Origin of the sequence: Streptomyces sp. NPDC002795 (genome assembly GCF_042888725.1) — a bacterium.
Classification (GTDB): Bacteria; Actinomycetota; Actinomycetes; order Streptomycetales; family Streptomycetaceae; genus Streptomyces.
In genome coordinates this window covers 454,890-473,701 of record NZ_JBIAQB010000008.1, presented here as the reverse complement: position 1 = coordinate 473,701, position 18,812 = coordinate 454,890, and the positions used below count along the sequence as shown (strand labels likewise).

15 protein-coding genes and 2 pseudogenes are annotated in these 18,812 nt (G+C 71.3%); 10 read left to right on the top strand and 7 right to left on the bottom strand.

The window, feature by feature from the left end; all coding sequences use genetic code 11:
* Positions 1-365: 365 nt before the first annotated feature.
* On the bottom strand, positions 366-875 hold the full coding sequence (locus ACFYWS_RS26000; protein WP_389280504.1) for a hypothetical protein: 510 nt from the start codon (positions 873-875) through the stop codon (positions 366-368).
* A 536-nt stretch (positions 876-1,411) separates the two neighbouring features.
* Between ACFYWS_RS26000 and ACFYWS_RS25995 the strand changes: the two genes are divergently transcribed.
* Positions 1,412-1,828 (top strand): hypothetical protein, encoded by a 417-nt coding sequence (locus tag ACFYWS_RS25995; RefSeq protein ID WP_389280503.1) that lies wholly within the window; start codon positions 1,412-1,414, stop codon positions 1,826-1,828.
* A gap of 36 nt (positions 1,829-1,864) precedes the next feature.
* Here the strand turns inward: ACFYWS_RS25995 and ACFYWS_RS25990 are convergent, their stop codons facing one another.
* The gene (locus ACFYWS_RS25990) at positions 1,865-2,320 is read right to left on the bottom strand and encodes a hypothetical protein (protein WP_389280502.1); all 456 of its coding nucleotides are present in this window, start codon (positions 2,318-2,320) and stop codon (positions 1,865-1,867) included.
* Between the two features lie 733 nt (positions 2,321-3,053).
* Between ACFYWS_RS25990 and ACFYWS_RS25985 the strand changes: the two genes are divergently transcribed.
* Positions 3,054-4,436: a PIN-like domain-containing protein gene (locus tag ACFYWS_RS25985; protein ID WP_389280501.1), complete on the top strand. Its 1,383-nt coding sequence runs from the start codon at positions 3,054-3,056 to the stop codon at positions 4,434-4,436.
* 21 nt (positions 4,437-4,457) lie between these two features.
* On the top strand, positions 4,458-4,658 hold the full coding sequence (locus tag ACFYWS_RS25980) for a hypothetical protein (RefSeq protein WP_389280500.1): 201 nt from the start codon (positions 4,458-4,460) through the stop codon (positions 4,656-4,658).
* Positions 4,659-4,760: 102 nt separating this feature from the next.
* Here the strand turns inward: ACFYWS_RS25980 and ACFYWS_RS25975 are convergent, their stop codons facing one another.
* A complete protein-coding gene (locus ACFYWS_RS25975) occupies positions 4,761-5,087 on the bottom strand; it encodes an ATP-binding protein (RefSeq protein ID WP_389280499.1) in 327 nt (108 codons plus the stop codon).
* Here ACFYWS_RS25975 and ACFYWS_RS25970 point away from each other — a divergent pair.
* The 3 genes and pseudogenes from ACFYWS_RS25970 to ACFYWS_RS25960 form a co-directional block, all read left to right on the top strand.
* A pseudogene (locus ACFYWS_RS25970) lies at positions 4,977-5,861 on the top strand (DUF5753 domain-containing protein); the annotation flags it as partial. The gene ACFYWS_RS25975 and the pseudogene ACFYWS_RS25970 overlap by 111 nt on opposite strands.
* A gap of 89 nt (positions 5,862-5,950) precedes the next feature.
* Positions 5,951-6,016 (top strand): annotated as a pseudogene (locus ACFYWS_RS25965) (hypothetical protein); the annotation flags it as partial.
* A gap of 8 nt (positions 6,017-6,024) precedes the next feature.
* Entirely contained in the window at positions 6,025-6,168 is a 144-nt protein-coding gene (locus tag ACFYWS_RS25960) for a DUF397 domain-containing protein (RefSeq protein WP_389280559.1), read from the top strand.
* Here ACFYWS_RS25960 and ACFYWS_RS25955 read toward each other — a convergent pair.
* Positions 6,155-6,772 (bottom strand): TetR/AcrR family transcriptional regulator, encoded by a 618-nt coding sequence (locus ACFYWS_RS25955; RefSeq protein WP_389280498.1) that lies wholly within the window; start codon positions 6,770-6,772, stop codon positions 6,155-6,157. The genes ACFYWS_RS25960 and ACFYWS_RS25955 overlap by 14 nt on opposite strands.
* A 131-nt stretch (positions 6,773-6,903) precedes the next feature.
* Here ACFYWS_RS25955 and ACFYWS_RS25950 point away from each other — a divergent pair, with 131 nt between their 5' ends.
* Together ACFYWS_RS25950 and ACFYWS_RS25945 are read left to right on the top strand one after the other, a co-directional pair.
* Entirely contained in the window at positions 6,904-8,118 is a 1,215-nt protein-coding gene (locus tag ACFYWS_RS25950) for a cytochrome P450 (RefSeq protein ID WP_389280497.1), read from the top strand.
* 190 nt (positions 8,119-8,308) lie between these two features.
* Positions 8,309-9,787 carry an APC family permease gene (locus tag ACFYWS_RS25945; RefSeq protein WP_389280496.1) on the top strand — a complete coding sequence of 493 codons (1,479 nt, stop codon included), beginning with the start codon at positions 8,309-8,311 and terminating at the stop codon, positions 9,785-9,787.
* Positions 9,788-9,808: 21 nt separating this feature from the next.
* On the opposite strand, the gene ACFYWS_RS25940 is transcribed toward ACFYWS_RS25945, so the two are convergent.
* The 3 genes from ACFYWS_RS25940 to ACFYWS_RS25930 all read right to left on the bottom strand — a co-directional run bounded on the left by ACFYWS_RS25940 (position 9,809) and on the right by ACFYWS_RS25930 (position 14,222).
* Complete coding sequence (locus tag ACFYWS_RS25940; protein WP_389280495.1) at positions 9,809-11,503, bottom strand: amidohydrolase; 1,695 nt, start codon at positions 11,501-11,503, stop codon at positions 9,809-9,811.
* Entirely contained in the window at positions 11,500-12,807 is a 1,308-nt protein-coding gene (locus ACFYWS_RS25935) for an MFS transporter (RefSeq protein WP_389280494.1), read from the bottom strand. The genes ACFYWS_RS25940 and ACFYWS_RS25935 overlap by 4 nt, the downstream gene beginning before the upstream one ends.
* A 125-nt stretch (positions 12,808-12,932) precedes the next feature.
* Positions 12,933-14,222 (bottom strand): LuxR C-terminal-related transcriptional regulator, encoded by a 1,290-nt coding sequence (locus ACFYWS_RS25930; RefSeq protein WP_389280493.1) that lies wholly within the window; start codon positions 14,220-14,222, stop codon positions 12,933-12,935.
* A gap of 1,609 nt (positions 14,223-15,831) precedes the next feature.
* Here ACFYWS_RS25930 and ACFYWS_RS25925 point away from each other — a divergent pair.
* Together ACFYWS_RS25925 and ACFYWS_RS25920 are read left to right on the top strand one after the other, a co-directional pair.
* A complete protein-coding gene (locus ACFYWS_RS25925; protein WP_389280492.1) occupies positions 15,832-17,442 on the top strand; it encodes a sulfatase in 1,611 nt (536 codons plus the stop codon).
* A 39-nt stretch (positions 17,443-17,481) separates the two neighbouring features.
* Entirely contained in the window at positions 17,482-18,780 is a 1,299-nt protein-coding gene (locus ACFYWS_RS25920; protein WP_389280491.1) for an MFS transporter, read from the top strand.
* Positions 18,781-18,812 lie beyond the last annotated feature (32 nt).

The following is an 18,812-nucleotide window of genomic DNA, read 5'->3' as shown; positions in this document are numbered from 1 at the left end:
CGTTTTGGGGGGCGGGTTTGTGCCGAAACCGGTTAACCCGCCGCCCCCCCGTGGTTGAGCGGGACGTTCCAAATTGGAACGTCCCGCTCAACCACGAGGGTCAGGCATTGCTGGAGTCCCCGACGAGCTCCGCGTCGACCACGTCGTCTGCGCCCACGGTCGGCTTGGCGAGCATGCAGCCCCGCTCGTCGGCGAGGCAGGGGTTGGTGAAGGCGATCACGATGGCACGCAGAGCCTCGTTGTGTGCGGCGTCACCGGCATTGCGGTGCAGTTTGGCCTCGGTGCGCGAGTGATGGCCGTAGCGCCGTGGAAGCCGATAAGGCGTGATGCATGCGCGTGCCAGCGGGTCCCGTACACAGGGCGCACTAGCTCGTGTACTCGTCCATGTCGGTGCTCAACTGCTTCAACTCCGCCACCCCCAGGGCCATCTGGCTATTCGCTGCCGTGAGGTCGCCCGAGACGCACAGCGCAAACCCCGAGCTGACATGGTCCAGCATCGAGTTCCACAGCTTCGGGTTACGCGGATAAGGCGGGGCTTGCTGGAGTGCCACGGCAGCGTCGAGACCGTCCTGGCACGCTGCGGTCATCTCGTCGTCGTTGGACGAATCGGCGATGTCCGAGAACGCCTGGCTGAGGTCATCCCAGTCCGACGACACCGTGGATCCCCACTCTGCGAGCGTGTCCTGTTCCGACTCTTCGGTGCTTTCCTGCTCCTGGGCCGCTCCCACAGCGTTCGCGGGCTCGTCTTGCGAGCTGTTGCTGCCGCAGCCCGCCAGGATCAGCACCCCGCTGGCGGCGACGGCCGTGACCGCGACCCGCACGCGATGTCGATGGCGGAGCGAGGAGACGGTCCGCTGGGCGGCTGTGGTGGACATCGGTGCTCTCGGCTTCCGGACACTCATGTGCCGGGCAAAGGGGCGGCTGCTCCCTTGCACCTTCTGTCTTCCAGTCTCCTCCTCTTGCGTCGACATTGCGCGCGAGTCCCGAGGGCGCAGGTCAGTGCCGTTTCGGCCGGTCCTTGGAGTGTGCCGCACGTGGCGCCCGTGGAGGGTGTCGAGTTCGAGGGGCCGGAACATTCGCCGACATCCGATGGCCAGAACCAAGGCGACAGTTCCGGCCCGGCATGACGGACGCTGAGGGTTGAATTATGAACAGCTTGGTCTCTTCCCGCATGCGTCGGTGTGGGTGAGATTGACTGCATGCCTCTGGAATGGTCTGAAGTTTGGGGAGGGGCGTCGTCCTCGCCGTCGTCACCCTGGTGTTCGCGGCGCTCGTGTTCACCGTCAACCGTCTGACCGGCGGTGGCGAGAGCGAGGGCAAACAGAAAGTGCGTGGGTTGAAGGCTGGGCGTGTCGGAGCCAAGGGAGGTCGTAGTTTTGAAGGGGGAGGCGCTTGAGATGGGACCGCGGCCGTGAGTTTCAAGGATCGGGCGAAGGCCCGTGAAGAGTCGCGACTGACCCGGGAGCAAGAGACGGCCGCTCAAGCCGCTCTCGAGATCGCGCACGATGCCCACGAGAGCGGAGACGGTTGGTTCGAGGCTGAGATCGACTTCCGTGGCACCGGCAGTCTGAACCCTTATGGGAACACGGGCAGTGATGTGAACGCCGCGTCGGCTGGCGGGTTCAACCCCATAGCGTCGGAGAATCGGCCGGCCCACGGCCGACTGGATGCCCTCTCGAGAATCGAGGCGGAGGGCTGGCGGCTGCATACGGCTCAGTACGTACATGTACAGCTCGGAGAGGAGTCGCGAGACAAGGCCTTCTCCTCCGGGCAGCGCACCGCCATTCGCGGAAAGATCACAGGAATCTACCTGTTCCAGCGTGCCTGACCGCGGGTCTAAGGCCACGAAGATGGTACCCCGTGGTCAGCTGAACCCTCCCGAGAAGCCAGAGTTCAGCTGAGCACTACAGATGTTGTACCCACCCTGTGCACGCCCGGACTTGGTGTGATCGCCAATGGTCACCGAGCACTTGATGTCACCACCGCCCTGGAGCTGAGCAGTGATCTGGTAGTAGAGGGCATCTTCCTTGACCTTCATGGTCTTGGAGAACGGCAGTGTATTGCCGCCGAGGTTCGTGCCGTCGCTGCCGTAGGTGATGTCGACTCCGGACGGCGCGGTGCCCGACACCTTGAAGACGGCAGTCTCGCTGTCCGACTTTTCCGACTCTTCGGTGCTCGGTGACGGGCTCTTCTCGCTCGGCGAGCTTGACTTCGTCGATGGGCTGGATTCGGGGGAATCTCCACTGTCCGAGGTGCACGCAGTCATCGCCACTAGTGCGATACAGCTTGCAGACACCGCACAGGCCCTGGTCAGGCGCATAAGATCACCGAATTCAATGGACGATGAAGATCTCATTTGACGGTAGGACCGCCCCGCGTCCGACACCCCTGCGGCTAGGCCATGTGAGTGAATCGCGGGCGCGTGGGATGGATCCTTGTTGAGAGGATTTAAGCGGCCAAACCATGACTGACCAGCAGACGAACATCGGCGGCCATGTTTTGATGCGCGACCTGCTCGACTCCGTAGCCGACAGGCTCGATCGCCCGGGCCTGACGGTCGGGGCATTCCGGCGCAGAGCGTGGGCTCGAAAATGCGAATCGGGCTGTGTCCTGTACTGGTGGGCCAGGAGTGTCCCTGGGGTGGCCGGGAAGATTCTGCTTCAGTGTCGGCGCGGTGTCAGTGAGGACACGGTGCGGCTGGCCAAAGCCAGCCTGTGGGCTCTTAGCGGGTCGGGCCGCCGAGTTGTGGTCGCAGCACGGTGTTCTCGTGCTGTAGCACCAGGGGTTCAGCGCCCTTGGTCGTGTCCCCGCGCAGCGGGACGGAGGTGCTCACAGCAAGGCCCGGGTAGCTCGGTACGGCAGGACAGGGATTACCAGTGCGGCTTCTCGGTCCCTGCCGGGTTCTTTCGTCCGACTTCCACCCGCAGTGATGACTTAAGTCCTAACGGCTTCGGCAAGCACCTGCGCCCCATCGAGCCGTCCTGTAAGACTTGCCCTCGCGCACCGAGCCGGGGGCGGGGCTGATGCGCACTGCGATTCCAGGGGAGCGTCTCATGGCAGCACCGCACGCCACGTCCGACCAGCCGCAGGACCGGGGCATCTTCGACTGTGACGAGGCCCATCGCAGCCCACTCCGTTCCGACTACGAGCGGATCTTCGATTCCGGGCTGGTCGTGCTCGACACCAATGTGCTGCTCAACCTCTACCGCTCGAATGAGAGCACTCGCCGGGACACCCTTGCCGCCCTCGCCCGGCTCCGCGAGCGACTCTGGATCCCACACCAGGTGCTCACGGAGTTCTGGCGCAACCGCGAGTCGCCGACCGTACGCCATCACCATGCGACCAAGGCGAACGAGGCGAGCGCCTTGCTCGATAAGGCGGTCAGCACAGCCCGGACAGCAGTGACCACCTGGCTGACCGCTGTCCAGCTCAAGGACAACGAAGAGGCTGCAGAACGGGCTGACGGAGACCTGACCGAGCTCACCAAAGCGGCCGACAGTCTCAAGATGTTCATCCGGGCGCAGGCCGAGTGCGACGCACTCAAGGAGACTGCCACTACTGACACAGACCCGGTACTCAAGGCCCTCGAACCGCTTCTGCACGGCCGGATCGGCGAGCCGCTGGCGCCGGACGAGTACGACAGGGCCGTGAAAGACGCGCAGCAGCGCGCCGACGAGGGGATACCGCCGGGGCACGAGGACTTCCGTACCAAGGAACCCGAGCTGGCTGCCGGTGACTACCTCCTGTGGGTACAGCTCAAGGCGGAGGCTCGGCATCGCGGGTGCGATGTTCTGCTGGTCACGGGGGACGTGAAGAAAGACTGGTGGACCAGCCGTGGATACGACATCCCGCCTCGCCCCCGTGCGGAACTTCTCATGGAACTACGGGAGCAGGTCGGGGTAGGGCTCTACATGCTCACGCCAAGCGAATTGCTCCGCTGGGCCAAGGAACTCCTCGAATTGAACGTGGACGAGGGCTCGGTCCGCGACCTGGAGCAACTGGGCGAGACGTCAGCCGGCGAAGACTCGGAAGAGGGAGCCTGGACGTTGGATTCGCTGGCGGCGTTCATGGACGAGCTGATGAGGCGCTACCCATCCCGAGTCAAAGCGATCGTTGCGGCTGCGGCGAACGGCGGGTTCGTGGACCGTGAGACGGTGTACAAGCTTGCCGGCTACGACGAGACACGAAGGCTCCGCGGCTTCACCCAACCGATCGGCACTCTGTCGAGGGATCTGCAGGCGATAGGAGTGCTGACAGGTGGGGAACCGTTCTTGCTCACCACCGTCTACGGCCATGCCGCCGACCCTTCCTGGGCGAAGGGATTCCGCATTCCCAGCGCGGTGATCCCCCTGCTCCGGAGCACGTATGAAGGGGGCGACCTGTGGCCAACCCGAGTCAGGGGAGAGACTGAGAGCGAACCTTCCGACAAGGACTAGGCGCGCTGCTCCGGCTCGTTGGTGACGGTTAGGGAATCCAAGAGCTGCGCCGGCAATCAGGACGAGAAGCAGATCGTCACTGCCTGCGGCGGTATCCGCTTTCACCCCGAAGAGGAGCTGTGGGAGCAGCTGCACGCGCACACGGCGAGGTTCGAGCTGAAGTCCGGAAAGCTCGTCGTCGACGCGTTCGACGCCGGGTTGGCCCAGGGGAACGGCTCGTAGCGGCTCACTTCGGGGCGTCACACTCGAACCAGACTGCGTTGCCGGTGGCGGGCGGCCGGTTCGGGGTGACGCCCCAGCGGGACGTGAATGCTGCCACTCTGGTCAACCCGTGCCCGCCTTCCGCCAGTTGATCGGGCGGGGCGGGTGCGGGCGCGGCTTCGGGTGGTCGTCGGACACCTCCACCCGGATGCCGTCCTCGGTGCGCAGCATCTGGCCCGTGCAGCGGCGGCGCGGCACATGCCGCACGACGTTCGCGATCAGCTCGGTGAGCGCCAGGCAGGCGTCGTCGACGAGCTTGGGCAGCACCCAAGCGGCCAGATGCGCCCGCAGAATGCACCGCAGGGGCCGCGCGCTGTGCTCACCCACGGTGAGGCCGAACCCATGGCGGGCCCCAAGTCCCGTGTCGGGCCGGTCAGTTACGTGATCCATGTCACCAGCGTGGAGCGCGCCGGTTACGCTCGGCTACGGAGCGAACGGAACGCCGGGAGGTGTTGCAAGCGAGGGGTGGTCGCCGTGCCCAACATCCGCCGCGATCTGGACCCCGGGGCCTCGCCCCTCGATTACTACGGCTATGAGTTGCGCCGCCGCCGGGGAGAGGCCGAGGTGACGCTCGGACAGCTCGGCGACATCATCTTCTGCACCGGCTCGCTCGTCGGTCAGGTCGAGTGCGCGAAGAAGGTCCCGACGCGGGAGTTCCGCGAGCGGGTGGATGCGGCGCTGGGGGCGGAGAGGTTCTTCTCGGGCCTGGTGGGGCTGGTGCTGCGGTCGCAACTGCCGCACTGGTTTCAGGCGTACGCGGAGATGGAGGCGCGGGCGACGTATCTGTCCACGTTCCAGGCCCAGTTGGTGTACGAGCTGCTCCAGACACCGGACTACGCCCGCGCCGTACTCGGTGTGCGCGCGGACGGCGACCTCGACGGCAAGGTGGCGGCACGGATGGACCGCCAGCGCATTCTGGAGCGCGATGAACCGCCGTTGCTGTGGGCGGTGTTGAGTGAGGCGTTGCTGCACCAGGAGATCGGCGGACGCGACGTCATGCGGGCTCAACTTCAGCACCTGTTGGACCTGGAGGGCCGGGAGTGGGTGAAGGTCCAGGTGTTGCTGTTCGAGGCGGGGGCGCATGCGGGGCTGAGGGGTGCGTTCAACCTGCTGCGTTTCGACGACGACCCGGACCTCGTCTACACCGAGGATTTCGTGCAGGGCCACATGACCGCCAACCCGCAGGCGCTCAGGGAGGGTTCACTCCGTTTCGATCACTTGCAGGGCCAGCGCCCTCCCGGTGGAGGAACAGTATGGGCCCGAGCCCAGGCAACCTGGCCGACGCACAGTGGCGTAAGTCGACCTACAGCAGTGACACCGCCGGCGACTGCGTAGAAGTCGCCGAACCCTCCGCCCCCCCCCCCCACGCACCATCGCCATCCGCGACTCCAAGGACCCGGCCCGCGGCCACCTCCAGGTCGGCGCGGACGCGTTCGGCGCGTTCGTGGCGTTCGCGGTCACCTCGGCGTAGCCGACGACGCGGGAGCCTCCCGTAGCAGGCCCACTGCGCGTACGAGGGTGGTCACGAGCTCGTCGGCGCGGTTCCGGTCGCAGCCGGCGACGTACTGCAGCGTGATGCCCTCCATGCCCGCGACGACGAGCCGCGCCAGGGTCTCCGCCTCCGGGAGCGGGCCCTCGTCGGCGCGCTCGGCCGCGGCCGTGAGGATCTCCGTCATCGCCGCCGCGTACGCCTCGTACGCGGCGCCGCTCCTGCCCGCCTCGCCCGGCAACCGCAGCCAGTGGAGGACGAGCTCCCACGTGGCGACCTGCTCCTCGGGGTCCTCGCCCATGCGGGCCCAGGCCGCACCGCAGGCCGCGGCCACGGCGTCCGCGACGCCGACGCTGTCCGCCGTCGCGGCCCTGACGGCGCCGATGAAGTCGCCGACCACGTAGTCGTAGACGGCTTCCATGAGCTCGTCCTTGTTCTTGAAGCAGTAGTGCAGGCTGGCCAGCGGGGCCCCCGCCTCCTCGGCGATGCGCCGGGTCGTCGCGCCGGTCACGCCGTGCTTCGTCACGACCTTCGTCGTCGCCCGGACGAACTGGCGGCGGCGCTCGGCCACCGGTGTGTGCGCCATGGGAATCCCCTCACCCCTCTTGATCCAACCTCTTGACGGTCGAGTTGGTCGCTCGACATAGTCAAGCGACCAACTCAACGTGTCAGCGCAACATACCAATGCAACGCACCTCGTGAGAACGGGAGTTCGGCATGACCGTCATTCAGGATTTCGCGGACGCCGTGACCGTCGCCGACCTGGAGACCGATCCCTATCCGATCTACCGGCGGCTGCGCGCGGAGGCGCCGGTCTGCTACGTGCCCGCGGTGGATCTGTGGCTGGTGACCCGCAGGGCGGACGTGGCCGCGGTCGGCAACGACCCGGACACCTTCACCGCCGCCCTGCCCGACGCCCCGGTCAACCGCGCCTTCGGCGAGCCCAACATCCTCACCGCCACCGGGGACACCCACCGCGAGCTGCGGGGCAGCCTGGAGGGGAAGTACAAGCCGCGCGAAGTCGCCCGCTACATAGACCAGTTGGTGGAGCCGATCGTGGCCGAGCGGCTGAAGGCGCTCGACGGGCGGACTGAAGTCGACCTGCTGGCCGAGTACTTCGAGCCGATCTCGGTGCGCAGCCTCGCCGAGGTGCTGGGCATCGGGGAGTTCGACTCGGACACGCTGCGCCGCTGGTTCCGGGGGCTCGCCGAAGGTGCCATCAACTTCGAGCACGACCCGGCCCGGCAGGCCGTCTCGGACGCCACCGTGCAGGAGATGCTGACCGCGATGGACCCGCTCCTCACCCGGATGGAGCGCGAGCCCGACGACAGCACCCTCGCGCACATGCTCTGGTCGGGGCGGGATGCCGAGGAGGGGGAGCGCGGTCCGCGCGACCGGTCGGCGGTGCTGCCTTCGCTGAGGGTGATCATCCTCGGTGGCATGCAGGAGCCGGGGCACGGCGCCGCGTCCACGCTCTACGGTCTGCTCTCCGAACCGGAGCAACTGGCCACTGTGCTGGCCGATCCGGAGGGGCAGTGCGGGACGGCCGTGGAGGAGGGTATCCGCTGGGTGTCCCCGATCGGCACCCAGGCCCGTTTGGTGACCCGGCCGACCGAGCTGGGTGGTGTGCGGCTGCCCGAGGGTGCCAAGCTGAGCGCCGTCCTCGCGTCCGCCAACCGGGACGAGGCGGTGTTCGAGGAGCCCGAACTGTTCCGCTTGGACCGCAGTTCGCGCAGGAGCATGCCCTTCGGGTTCGGCCTGCACTTCTGTGTCGGCCACGCCTTCGCGCGCTCGCAGATGCGGATCGCGCTGACCCGCCTGCTCCAGCGCTTCCCCCAGCTGCGGCTGCGACCGGAGCGGCCGGTGGACTTCCGTGGCTGGGAGTTCAGGGCGCCGAGCAGTCTGTGGGTGTCGCTCGACGGCCGCGGGTAGGGCCGGCGGCCGGGGTGGCGAGAGTTTTCGGTGGCGGACCCTTGCCGGAAAGTCGTTTGGGCCCGCATGATCTCCCTGCCGGTCCCGGCGGAGTTGCTCGTCCCCCCTGGTGCCGCCGCACTGCGGCATGCCCCGCTCCGCCCCGAACTCCCTCCGGCACCCCGGGACTTCCGCACGTGAGGAGCGCGACATGGCCGCCGGTCGACTCGCCGAACCAACCGACACCGCCCCACCCCGCACGACCCCAGCGGAAGGGGGTCGCCTGGGCACCGCGTCGATCGTGTTCTTCGTCGTGGCCGCGTCCGCGCCCCTCACTGTCGCGGCCGGCGGACTCCCGCAGTCCCTCGCCGTGACCGGTGTGCTCGGCCAGCCACTCATCTATCTCGGCCTCGCGGCCGTCCTGATGGTGTTCGGCTCCGGGTACGCCGCGATGAGCCGACGCATCAGCGGAGCGGGCGCGTTCTACGCCTACATCGCCGCCGGCCTCGGCCGCGCCACCGGCACCGGCGCGGCCTTCGTCGCCCTCCTCGCGTACAACGCCATGCAGGTCGGCATCGCGGGCCTCTTCGGCTTCACCACGGCGGACTTCATCCGCGCCAAGGCCGGCGTCGACGTCCCGTGGTGGGCGATCCTTCTGGTCACCGTGGTCGTCGTCGGTGTGCTCGGCTTCCTGCGCATCGACCTCAACGCGCGCGTCCTGGTCACCCTGCTCAGCATCGAGACCCTCACCGTCCTGGTGTTCAACATCGCCGAGATCGTCACCACCCACCACCCGCTCAGCACCGAGCCGTTCACCTGGGACGCCGTCACCACCGGCGGGGTGGGATCGGCGGCCTGCTTCGCCATCGCCGGCTTCATGGGCTTCGAGTCCGGCGCCATCTACGGCCAGGAGTGCCGCGACCCACGGCGCACCGTGCCCCGGGCCACGTACCTCGCGGTCGCGCTGATCGGTGTCTTCTACGCCTTCACCAGCTGGGCGATGGTCGTGGGAACCGGCACCGACAACGCCGTGCCGATGTCCGCCAAGTACGGCCCCGACCTGCTGTTCGTACTGTCCCGGGACAGCCTCGGCGGCCTCTTCGCGGACTTCGCCCACCTGTTCCTGATCACCAGCATGCTGGCCGCGCTGATCTCCTTCCACAACGCCGTCGCCCGCTACTTCCAGGTGCTCGGCCAGGACCGCGTCCTGCCCGCCCGCCTCGGCCGCACCCACCCGCGCTTCGGCTCCCCGTACATGGGCTCCCTCGCGCAGAGCGCGCTCGCCGCCGTAGTCGTGATCGTCTTCGCGGCCCTTGGCCTCGACCCGGTGGCCACCCTCTTCACGTGGCTGACCAACGTCGGCGCGATGGGTGTCATCCTGCTGCTCGCCGCCACCTCCTTCTCCGTGATCGCCTACTTCCGGCGCCACGACGCGAGCGGCACCACTTTCTGGTCGCGGGCGCTGGCCCCGCTGGTGTCCGGTGTGGTGCTCGCCGCCGTGTTCGTGATGATCTGGGGCAACTTCCCGGTGCTGCTCGGCACGGAGGGCGGCTCCCCGCTGTCGTGGATCCTGCCGGGGCTTGTCATCCTGTGCCTGGTGGTGGGCGTCGCATACGGACTCGTGCTCAAGGTACGGCGGCCCGAGGTGTACGCGGTGCTCGCGCGGGGCGGAGCGGACGAGGTGGCCTGACCCGCCCCGCCGCCCCCGCCGTCACCCGGCGGCGTGCACCACTTCGCCCTCCACCACCGTCAAGTCGACAGGCAGGAAAGGAAGTTCGGCGGGATCCGTGCGGAGTAGGGAGCCGCCGAGCAGGCACAGGTCGGCGACCTTGCCGGGTTCGAGAGTGCCTTTCCAGTCCTCCGCGTGGTCCTGCCAGGCCGCGGTCGCGGTGCAACTGCGGACCGCCTGGGTCAGTGTGACGCGTTCGGCGGGGCCGACCGGGGACGGGCCGCTCCGGGTGTCGCGCAGCATGGCGGAGGACAGGCCGCGCAGCCAGTCCGGCGCGACGCACGGCGCGTCCGAGCCGGTCGTCGTCCGCACACCGGCCGCGAGCGCCGAGCGCAGCGGGAAGGCCCGCTCGGCGTGGTCCGCGTCGAGGATCTTGGTGATCATGTCGGAGGCGAGCCAGCGCAGTCCGGGGTTCATGCTGGCGCCGATGCCGAGGTCGGCCATGGTGCGCAGCGCGGACGCCGACGGGAAGTTGCAGTGGATCAGGTAGTGGCGTGCCTCCTCGCGCGGCAGCTCCCGCAGCGCCGCGGCCAGTGCCTCGACGGCCGCGTCGATCGCCCGGTCACCCGTGACGTGGATGCCGGCCTGGAGGCCCGCCGCGTGCACCGTACGCACCATCGCGGCGAGCTCCGCCGCCTGTTCGGCCGTGCTGTCGCCGTGCAGGCACAGGCCGCCGTGCCCGCTGCCGTCGGCGTAGCCCTGGTTCATCCACGCGGTGCCGTGCGCCGGCACTCCGTCGGCGAAGATCTTGACGCCGAGTACGCGCAGCCGCCGGGGGTCGGCAGTCTCGGGAACCCGGACGCGGGCGAGGCCGTCCGTGATGCGGGCCGCCGAACCGGAGCCGATCGGTGAGAACAGCAGCAACGCACTGACCCGCGCGGTGAGTTCGCTGCGCGCGGCCAGATCGGCGTACGCGCCGAGGACGGAAGGGCCGAGGAAGCCGCCGAAGTCATGGGCGCCGCCGGGGCCGAGACCCGGCTCGGTGAAACTGGTGATGCCACGCGCGTTGAGGTCGGCGACGGCCGCCCGCACCGCCTGCCGTGCCTGGTCGGGCGTCGGCTCGGGGATGCGCTCCTGGATCAGTCCCTGCGCGCCCTCGTGGAGCATGCCGTCCGGGTACGCGGCCGGGTCGAGGCCCGCGGCGCGCAGCGCGGCCGAGTTGGCGCACAGCCGGTGGCCGGAGAAGTCCTGCAGGGCGACCGGGCGGTCGGGGGCCACGGTGTCGAGCAAGGAACGGTCCGGGGTCCGCCCGCCCAGGCTCACCGGGTCCCAGCCCGCGCCCCGTATCCACCGTCCACGTGGTGTCTCGGCGGCGGCCGCACGCACCGTGTCGAGCAGCGCGCCGAGATCGGTGGTGGTGGCCGGGCCGAGGTCCAGGCAGAACGGGGGCCGGGAGCCGCCGTGGGCGGCAGCGTGGCAGTGGGCGTCGTTGATGCCCGGCAGCAGGGTGCGCCCGGCCAGGTCGACCACTTCGGTGCGCGGTCCGATCAGGTCGCGCAGGCGGTCGGCGCTGCCCACCGCGGCGATGTGTCCGTCGCGCACCGCGAGTGCTTCGGCGACGGTGAAGTGCCCGTCGGCCGTGACCACTTCACCTCCGGTGAAGAGCAGGTCCGCGGGTCCGGAGGCCGTGTGCCCGGATGCAGTGGGTCCGGAGGTCGTGTGCTCGGGGGCCCTCATGCCACCACTCCTTGCGTCGTGTTGTTGTTCGGGGAGCTGTCCGCGGAAGGCGCGGCGACCGTCCGCCACCGCTCGCGCTCCGGATGGCCGAGCGCGAGCACGCCCACCGCGCCGGCGACGAGCAGTGCGGCGGACAGCCACAGGGCGTGCCGGTATCCCGTGGTCGCGTCCGGGGCAGCGTCCAGCAGGACGCCCACCACGTAGGGCCCGGCGAGCGCGGAGAGCTGGCCGAGGCCGGTGCCGATGAGCAGGGCCCGGGTGCGCTGCGCGTCCGGCGCGATGTCGGCGATGGCCGCCTGGGCGAGCGGCATGAACAGGCCGTACCAGGGCAGCAGCACCAGGATCACGAGCAGCGCGGGCAGGCCGCCGCCCATCACCGGCAGCACGGCCATCGCCACCGCGCTCAGCAACAGCACGACCGCCCCCGGCACCAGACGGGCCCGCCGCGGCCCGGCCCCGCGCCGCAGCAGCCGGTCGGCGAGCACGCCGACCCCCAGGCAGCCGACCGTGAACACCGCCCAGAACGCACTGTTGGCGAGCCCCATCTGCGCGGAGGAGTAGCCGAGCGCCCGGATCATGAACAGGGGCAGCCAGCTCGTCATCACGGCGGTGCCCCATGCCATCGCGAACATGCCCACCACACACGCCCACCAGGTGCGGCTGCGCAGCATCGCGCGCAGGTCCGCGCGCGTGGCGCCGGGGCCGGTGCGCGGGGCGGGCGCCGTCGCGTACGGGCCCACCCCGCCGAACGCCAGCCACAGCGCCAGCCACACCGCACCGGCCACGGCGAGCACCGTGAACACACTGCGCCAGCCGTAGTGCCCGGCGACCCAGGTGAGCGCGGGGCTCGCGACCATCACGCCGAGCCCGGTGCCGGTCAGCAGCAGTCCGCTCGGCAGCGTCCGCCGCGACGCGGGGAACCAGGAGAACGCCGTCGCCATCGCCAGCGGCACACCAGGCCCCTCGGCCGCGCCCAGGACCACCCGCGCAAGCAGCAGCACGGCGAGGCCGGCGGAGAAGACGAACGGCAGCTGCGCCAGGGACCACAGCACGGCGCAGCCGACGAGCAGCCACCCGGCTCTCAGCCGGGTCCCAAAGAGGCCCACGGCGATCGACGACGCACTGAACAGAAAGTAGAACGCGCTGGACAGCAGGCCGAACTCGCTGTTGCTCAGCCCCAGTTCACGGGTGAGCGGCTCCGCCACGAGCCCGAGGGCGGCCTTGTCGGCGAAGTTGACGAAGACGAAGAGCAGCAGGACCCCGGTGACGGTCCAGGCGCGGACCGAACGCGAGTGAGGGAACACGGAGTGCCTCCACGGGAGCCACGGGCTCGACAGCGCGCGGCAGGTCGGGCAGGTCGGGACGAGTGCTCCGCACCCTCGCAGCGGCCGCGCCGGCGGACGTCATCCGGCGAGGGTGATGTCTGGGCTCACCCCAGGTGGGCGAGGCGTTCGACGGCTTCGGCGCGGCAGGTCACGCCGAGCTTCCGGTAGATGTGCCGCAGATGCGTCTTCACGGTGTTCACCGACACGAACAGGCTCGCGGCGATGCGTTCGTTCGACGCCCCCTGTGTGAGGAGTGCCCCCACGGCGCGCTCCTGCGTGGTCAACAGGCGCAGTGACGCAGGCGCGTTCCCGCATGCCTGCCTGTCCCGCTCGGCGAGCGCCGACCGCAGCAGGCGGTGCAGGTACTCGCCTTCCGGGGTGCGGGCATAGCGCTCGGCCGCCTCGGACAGCTGCGGGTGCAGATCCTGTACGTCGTCCAGGACCGACCGGAGCAGGCCGTGCCGCGCGGCGAGGGCTGCGGCCCGGCGTAGTGCGGGCGCGGCGTCGACGGCCCGCGCGGCGGCGGTGCGGGCCTGCGCGAGGAGGGCCTGGACAGCGGGGCGGGGGGAGCGGTGCGGGTCGGGATCTGCGCCGGCGTGCAGCGGCTGCCGGTCGTCTGCCGCCGCGTACCCGGCGAGGACGGTCTCCTCGCCCCAGGCCGACGGCTCGGCGGGGGAGGTGTCGGCCTCCGTGTACCAGGGGTGCGCCGCCGAGGGGTCGCCGGTACGCAGGAGCGCGAGGGTGCGTGCGGCGTCCACCGCGCGGGCGAGCACCGGGTCGTGGGAGCGGTGCGGGTTGGCGCGGGCCGCGGTCTCGAAGTGCCGCTCCGCCTCCTGGGTCCGGCCCTGTCCGTGTAGCAGCAGCGCGAGGTCGAGGGAGATCCGGGCCAGTGTCTGCGGCCAGGCCGCGCCGTGGCACAGCCGCAGCGCGCCGCGCAGGGCGGCCTCCGCCTGGTCCGCCTCGTCCCGCTCGTGGTGCACGAGGCCGCGCGCGAGGAGGAGTTCGGCGCGGCCCGCGAAGTCCGTGAGGCCGTGCCGGTCCGCGAGCCGCTCCCCGGTCTCGTAGTCCGCCTCGGCCTCCCGCAACCGGCCTGCTCGGGCGGCCAGTTGGGCCCGCAGGCCGTGCAGCCGGATCGCACCCGCCGGGTGGTCCGACTCCGGCAGCAGGCCCAGCGCCTCACGGGCCGCGTCCTCGGCCTCCTCGGCGCGCCCCAGCAACGTCAGTGCGACGGTGCGCTGCACCCCCAGCGAGATGCGCTCGCCCACGGCGTCCTCCGCGTGCCCCGCGTCGCCCGCGAGCACCGCCAACCGCTCTGCCTCGTCGGCGAGTTCGAGGGAGCGCTCCAGGTCGCCGACGGTGCGCGCGGCGAACGCCCGGATGGCCGTCGCCCGCATCCGCACCAGGAGCGGCGGGGGGGGGGGGGGGGGGGCCCCCCCCCCCCCCCCCCCCGGCGGGGGGCGCCCCCCCCCCCGTATAGCGGCGCGGTGCGGTGGCCCCCGCGGGGGCGTGGGCGGGGCCCCCCGGGGGGGCCCCCGGCTTGCGCGTGGTGCGGGCCCCCCCCCAGCCCGCCCCGGCGGGGCCCCCCCCCCCCCCGCCCGGCCCCCCCCCCCCGGCCCCCCCGGCGGGGGGGGGGGGGGGGCGGCCCCCCCCCCCACGCCTCCGCCTCGTCGGGGGCGCCCCGCAGCGCGATATTCCAGGCCAGTTCGCTGGCCAGGAAGGGGCTGAGCTCGTGCCGCCCGGTGGGGCCGCCGTGCCGGGCGCCGAGCGCGAGCAGCCAGCGGTGTGCCTGCTCCGCACGGCCGGTGCGCAACAGCCAGTCGCTGTGCCGTTCCAGGAGCCGGGCCGCGTCCTCGGTGGCGCCCGCCGCGACGGCGCAGTCGACCGCCGCGGCGATCTCGCCCTCCGCCTCCAGCAGGGCGCACAGCCGCGGCACGAGACGACGTGGGTCGGACGTGGCACGCAGCGCGTGGCCCGCCGCGCGCAGCGCCTCCCGCAGCAGCGGGTGGACGGCGTTGTCGGCGCCGAGGAACGCACCCGCGTCGGCGAGGCGCTGCGCCGAGCCCGTCGCCTCCGGCCCGATCAACTCCTCGGCGGCCACCGGATCGAGGCGGGGCGCGGCCGCGCACAGGGCGAGGACATCCAGGTCGGGCCCCGGGAGACGGTCGACGACCTCCTCGCGCAGATAGTGCCGCAGCGCGGGCGAGGCACCCCCGATGTCCTCGACCGGCGTCCCGTCCGCCCACGCGTCCAGGGCGAGCCGCAGCCCGCTCACCCAGCCGGCGGCCCGCGCGGCCAGCGCACGGACCACGCCCGGCGGGCACGTGGGATGCGCGGCGGCGGCGACCGCGTGTGCCTCGTCCTCGGTCAGCCGCAACACCCCCGCGTCCACCCGCGCCCGGGCCCCCGCGGTCAGCACGCCGCCCGGCAGCTCGGGAAACTCCCCGCGCACGGTGACAAGGAGCCGCACACCCGGCGGCAGCCACCGCGCGAGCGCGGCGAGCGCGCAGCGCAGGGCCGTCGGGTGTGTCGGCAACAGCCCGTCGACGACGAGCAGTGTGTCGTCGCCCTCTACGCCCCCGGCCCCCTCCGCCCCCATCGCCGCCAGCACGTCGACCACCCCGACCAACTCCCGTACGGCGCAGGCAGCTTCCGCAGCGGAACCGGAAGGTGTCGCCGCCGCCCCCACCCGAGCCCACAGCTCCTCCGGCTCCCGGTCCGCCGGATCCAGCGCGCACCACGCCACCCGCCGGCCTCGCGCCATCTCCGCGCGCGCCCACTCGGCCACCGCCACCGTCTTGCCGTACCCGGCCGGTGCCGTGACGAGGAGCACCGGGCCGTGGGCCGCCTCGAGGCGGGTGTGGACACCGGGGCGCGGCACGCACAGCGCCGGCGGGTGCGGCGGTGTCACCTGCGTCGTCACGAACCTGTTCACTCGCATTTCACCCCACACATCACCCGTCGCGGAGGACGCCGTGCACCCTGCGCCCCACGACCATGCACAGCATGCCGCACCACACCGACACCCCCGCACGCCGCCCCAACCTGGTCGTCTTCGTCGCCGACCAACTCCGCGCCGACCACCTCGGCTTCGGCGGGAACCCCGTCGTCCACACCCCGCACCTCGACGCGCTCGCCGCCCGCTCGGCCCGCTTCGACCGCGCGTACGTCACCTGCCCGGTCTGCATGCCGAACCGTGCCTCGATCGTGACGGGCCGGATGCCCTCCGCCCACGGCACCCGGCACAACGGCATCCCGCTGCACCGTGATGTACAGACCTTCCCGCGGCTGCTGAAGGACGCCGGCTGGCGCACGGCCGCCGTCGGCAAGCTGCACTTCCAGAACATGGGCTGGGGCTGGGAGGACCACCAGCTCGCCGACTTCGAGGCGGCCGGGTTCCGCGGCGCCGGCTGGCTGGAGCGGACCGGTGACCGCGACTGGTACGCGTACGAGGACCTCCACCGACACCTCGCCGAACGGGTCACCCTGCCGGACGACTACTACGGCTTCGACTCCGTCGACCTGGTCGTGGGCCACTCCGACTTCGCGAGCGGCCACTACGCGCACTGGCTCGCCGACCGGGGTGTCGACCCGCGCAGCGCCCGGGGCCGCGCCAACTCCCCGTCCACGTACGAGGGGTGGGAGCAGGTGTACGCCTCCGCGCTGCCCGAGGAGCTCTACCCGACCCGCTTCGTGACCGAGCACGCCACGACCCGGCTCAAGGAGTTCGCCGCGGCCCGCGCGGGTGGCGACGACGCGCCGTTTCTGCTGTTCGTGTCGTATCCGGATCCGCACCACCCGTTCACCCCGCCGCGCCGCTGGTTCGAGCGGTACGCGGCGGCCGACATGCCGCTGCCGCACACCTTCGAGCACGCCGCCGGGGGCGCCATGCCGCACTTCGCCGCCATGGCGGAGCGCCGCGGCACCCCCGACCGCGACTCGACGGTGACCTGGGCGATCACCGAGGAGCAGCTGCGGCACGCGATGGCCGCCGAGTTCGGCATGATCTCGCTGCTCGACGAGAGCGTCGGCGACGTGCTGGCCACCCTCGACGGGCTCGGCCTCGCCGATGACACTGCCGTCGCCTTCACCAGCGACCACGGCGACATGTTCGGCGACCACGGCCTGATGCTGAAGCAGTTCACGCACTACGAGGGGTGTGTCCGCGTTCCGCTGACGCTGGCGCTGCCCGGCTCCGACGCCCCGCGCGGCGAGCGGCCCGGGCTCGTCTCCTCGCTCGACCTCGCCGCGACCGCGCTCGACCTTGCGGGTCTGCCGCGCCATCACGGCATGCAGGGGCAGAGCCTGCTGCCCGTGGTCCACGACCCCGGACTCCGGCTGCGCGAGCAGCTGTTGATCGAGGAGGACGAACCCTTCGGCCTGGAGGGTCTGCCGGGCCCGCTGCGGATGCGCAGCCTGCTCACCGAGTCGGCCCGGCTCACCGTGTACGACACCGTCGCCGGCGGCGAGCTGTACGACCTGGCCGACGACCCCGACGAGACCGTCAACCTGCACGACGGCAAGGCGCCCGCGCTGCGCGCCGAGCTGACCGAACGGCTCGCCCACGAACTCGTCGCCGCGAACGACAGTGGGCGTGTGCCGAGCGCCACCGGATGACCCGAACCGCACCTCCCGCCCCTCCCCGTGGAGTCCGTCGTGACCGTCCTCACCCCGAAATCCGAATCCCAACCCGGCCCCGGCCGCACGGCCGTGCCGTCCCGCGCCCGTGCCTGGGCGATGACCCTGCTCGTCACGCTGTTCCTGTTCCTCAACTTCGCGAACAAGGCCTCCCTCGGCCTGGTCGCGGAGCCCTTCACCCGTGAACTCGGGCTCTCCAACGCCGAGTTCGGCCTCATCGTCGGCAGCACGTACTTCCTGTTCGGCGCCGGCACGCTCGCCGCGGGTGTCCTGGGATCCCGGGTCCGTACCAGGTGGCTGCTGGTCGCCTGCGTCATCGGCTGGGTCGTCACGCAGGCGCCGATGACGCTGCCGCTCGGCCTCGGCGGGCTCATGGCCTGCCGGGTGCTGCTCGGCGCGGCGCTCGGCCCGGGGCCCGCGCTCGCCAGCGACGTCGCCTACAGCTGGTTCCCGCTGGAGCGGCGCGCCTTCCCCGGCGGCATCGTGATGGCGGGCACCAGCCTGGGCGTCGCGGTGTCCAGCCCGGTCCTCGCCTGGGTGATGGTCGAGCACGGCTGGCGCACCGTGTTCGCCGTCCTGGCCGTCGCCTCCGCCGGCTGGGCCGTGGTGTGGCTCGCGGTCGGCCGGGAGGGCCCCTTCTCGGTGGCCGAGGACGGGGCGGCGCCGGGGGAGCGGCGGGAGAAGCCGGACTACCGGGCCATGTTCCGCTCGCGCACCTGGATCGCCTGTGTGATCGGCCTGTTCGGGGCGTCGTGGACGGCGGCCGTCGTCACCAACTGGCTGCCGACGCTGATCAGCCGGGTGCTGCACGTGGAAGGCACCGCGATGGGCTTCGTCAACGGCGCGGCCTGGACCACCGACCTGTGCTGCACGCTGACCTTCTGCTTCCTCGCCGACCGCGCGTACCGCAAGAAGCGTTCGGCGCGTAAAGCCCGCTCGCTGCCCGGCGGGCTGCTGCTGCTCGGCAGCGCCGTGTGCATGCTGGCGCTGCCCCTGCTCGGCGACGGGGCCCTCGCGCTCGGCGTGGTCGTCCTCGGGTTCCCGCTCTATGGCGTCTTCATCCCCTTCGGCCTCGCCTCCATCGCGGAGGTGGCGCCGGTGCGGCAGCGATCGGCGGCGCTGCTCACGGGCTTCGGGCTCGGCCAGCTGTCCGCGCTCATCGGGCCGTGGCTGGTCGGCGTCCTCGTCGACGCGGCGCCCGACGGCAACACCGGCCTGTACGCGGCGTTCGCCCTCACCGGAGCGCTGCTTCTGGTCGGCGCCGTGGCGATGCTCTTCCTGGCCCGCCCCGACCGGGACACCTGGCCGGCGGTGTGAACCGCGGTCGTGGCCCCGGCGCACCGGGGCCA

Excerpts from the sequence above, each read along its gene's own strand:
- ACFYWS_RS26000 (WP_389280504.1), bottom strand. The coding sequence starts at position 875 with ATGTCCACCACAGCCGCCCAGCGGACCGTCTCCTCGCTCCGCCATCGA.
- ACFYWS_RS25990 (WP_389280502.1), bottom strand. The coding sequence starts at position 2,320 with ATGCGCCTGACCAGGGCCTGTGCGGTGTCTGCAAGCTGTATCGCACTA.
- ACFYWS_RS25985 (WP_389280501.1), top strand. The coding sequence starts at position 3,054 with ATGGCAGCACCGCACGCCACGTCCGACCAGCCGCAGGACCGGGGCATC.
- ACFYWS_RS25975 (WP_389280499.1), bottom strand. The coding sequence starts at position 5,087 with ATGGATCACGTAACTGACCGGCCCGACACGGGACTTGGGGCCCGCCAT.
- ACFYWS_RS25955 (WP_389280498.1), bottom strand. The coding sequence starts at position 6,772 with ATGGCGCACACACCGGTGGCCGAGCGCCGCCGCCAGTTCGTCCGGGCG.
- ACFYWS_RS25950 (WP_389280497.1), top strand. The coding sequence starts at position 6,904 with ATGACCGTCATTCAGGATTTCGCGGACGCCGTGACCGTCGCCGACCTG.
- ACFYWS_RS25945 (WP_389280496.1), top strand. The coding sequence starts at position 8,309 with ATGGCCGCCGGTCGACTCGCCGAACCAACCGACACCGCCCCACCCCGC.
- ACFYWS_RS25940 (WP_389280495.1), bottom strand. The coding sequence starts at position 11,503 with ATGAGGGCCCCCGAGCACACGACCTCCGGACCCACTGCATCCGGGCAC.
- ACFYWS_RS25930 (WP_389280493.1), bottom strand. The coding sequence starts at position 14,222 with ATGCGGGCGACGGCCATCCGGGCGTTCGCCGCGCGCACCGTCGGCGAC.
- ACFYWS_RS25925 (WP_389280492.1), top strand. The coding sequence starts at position 15,832 with ATGCCGCACCACACCGACACCCCCGCACGCCGCCCCAACCTGGTCGTC.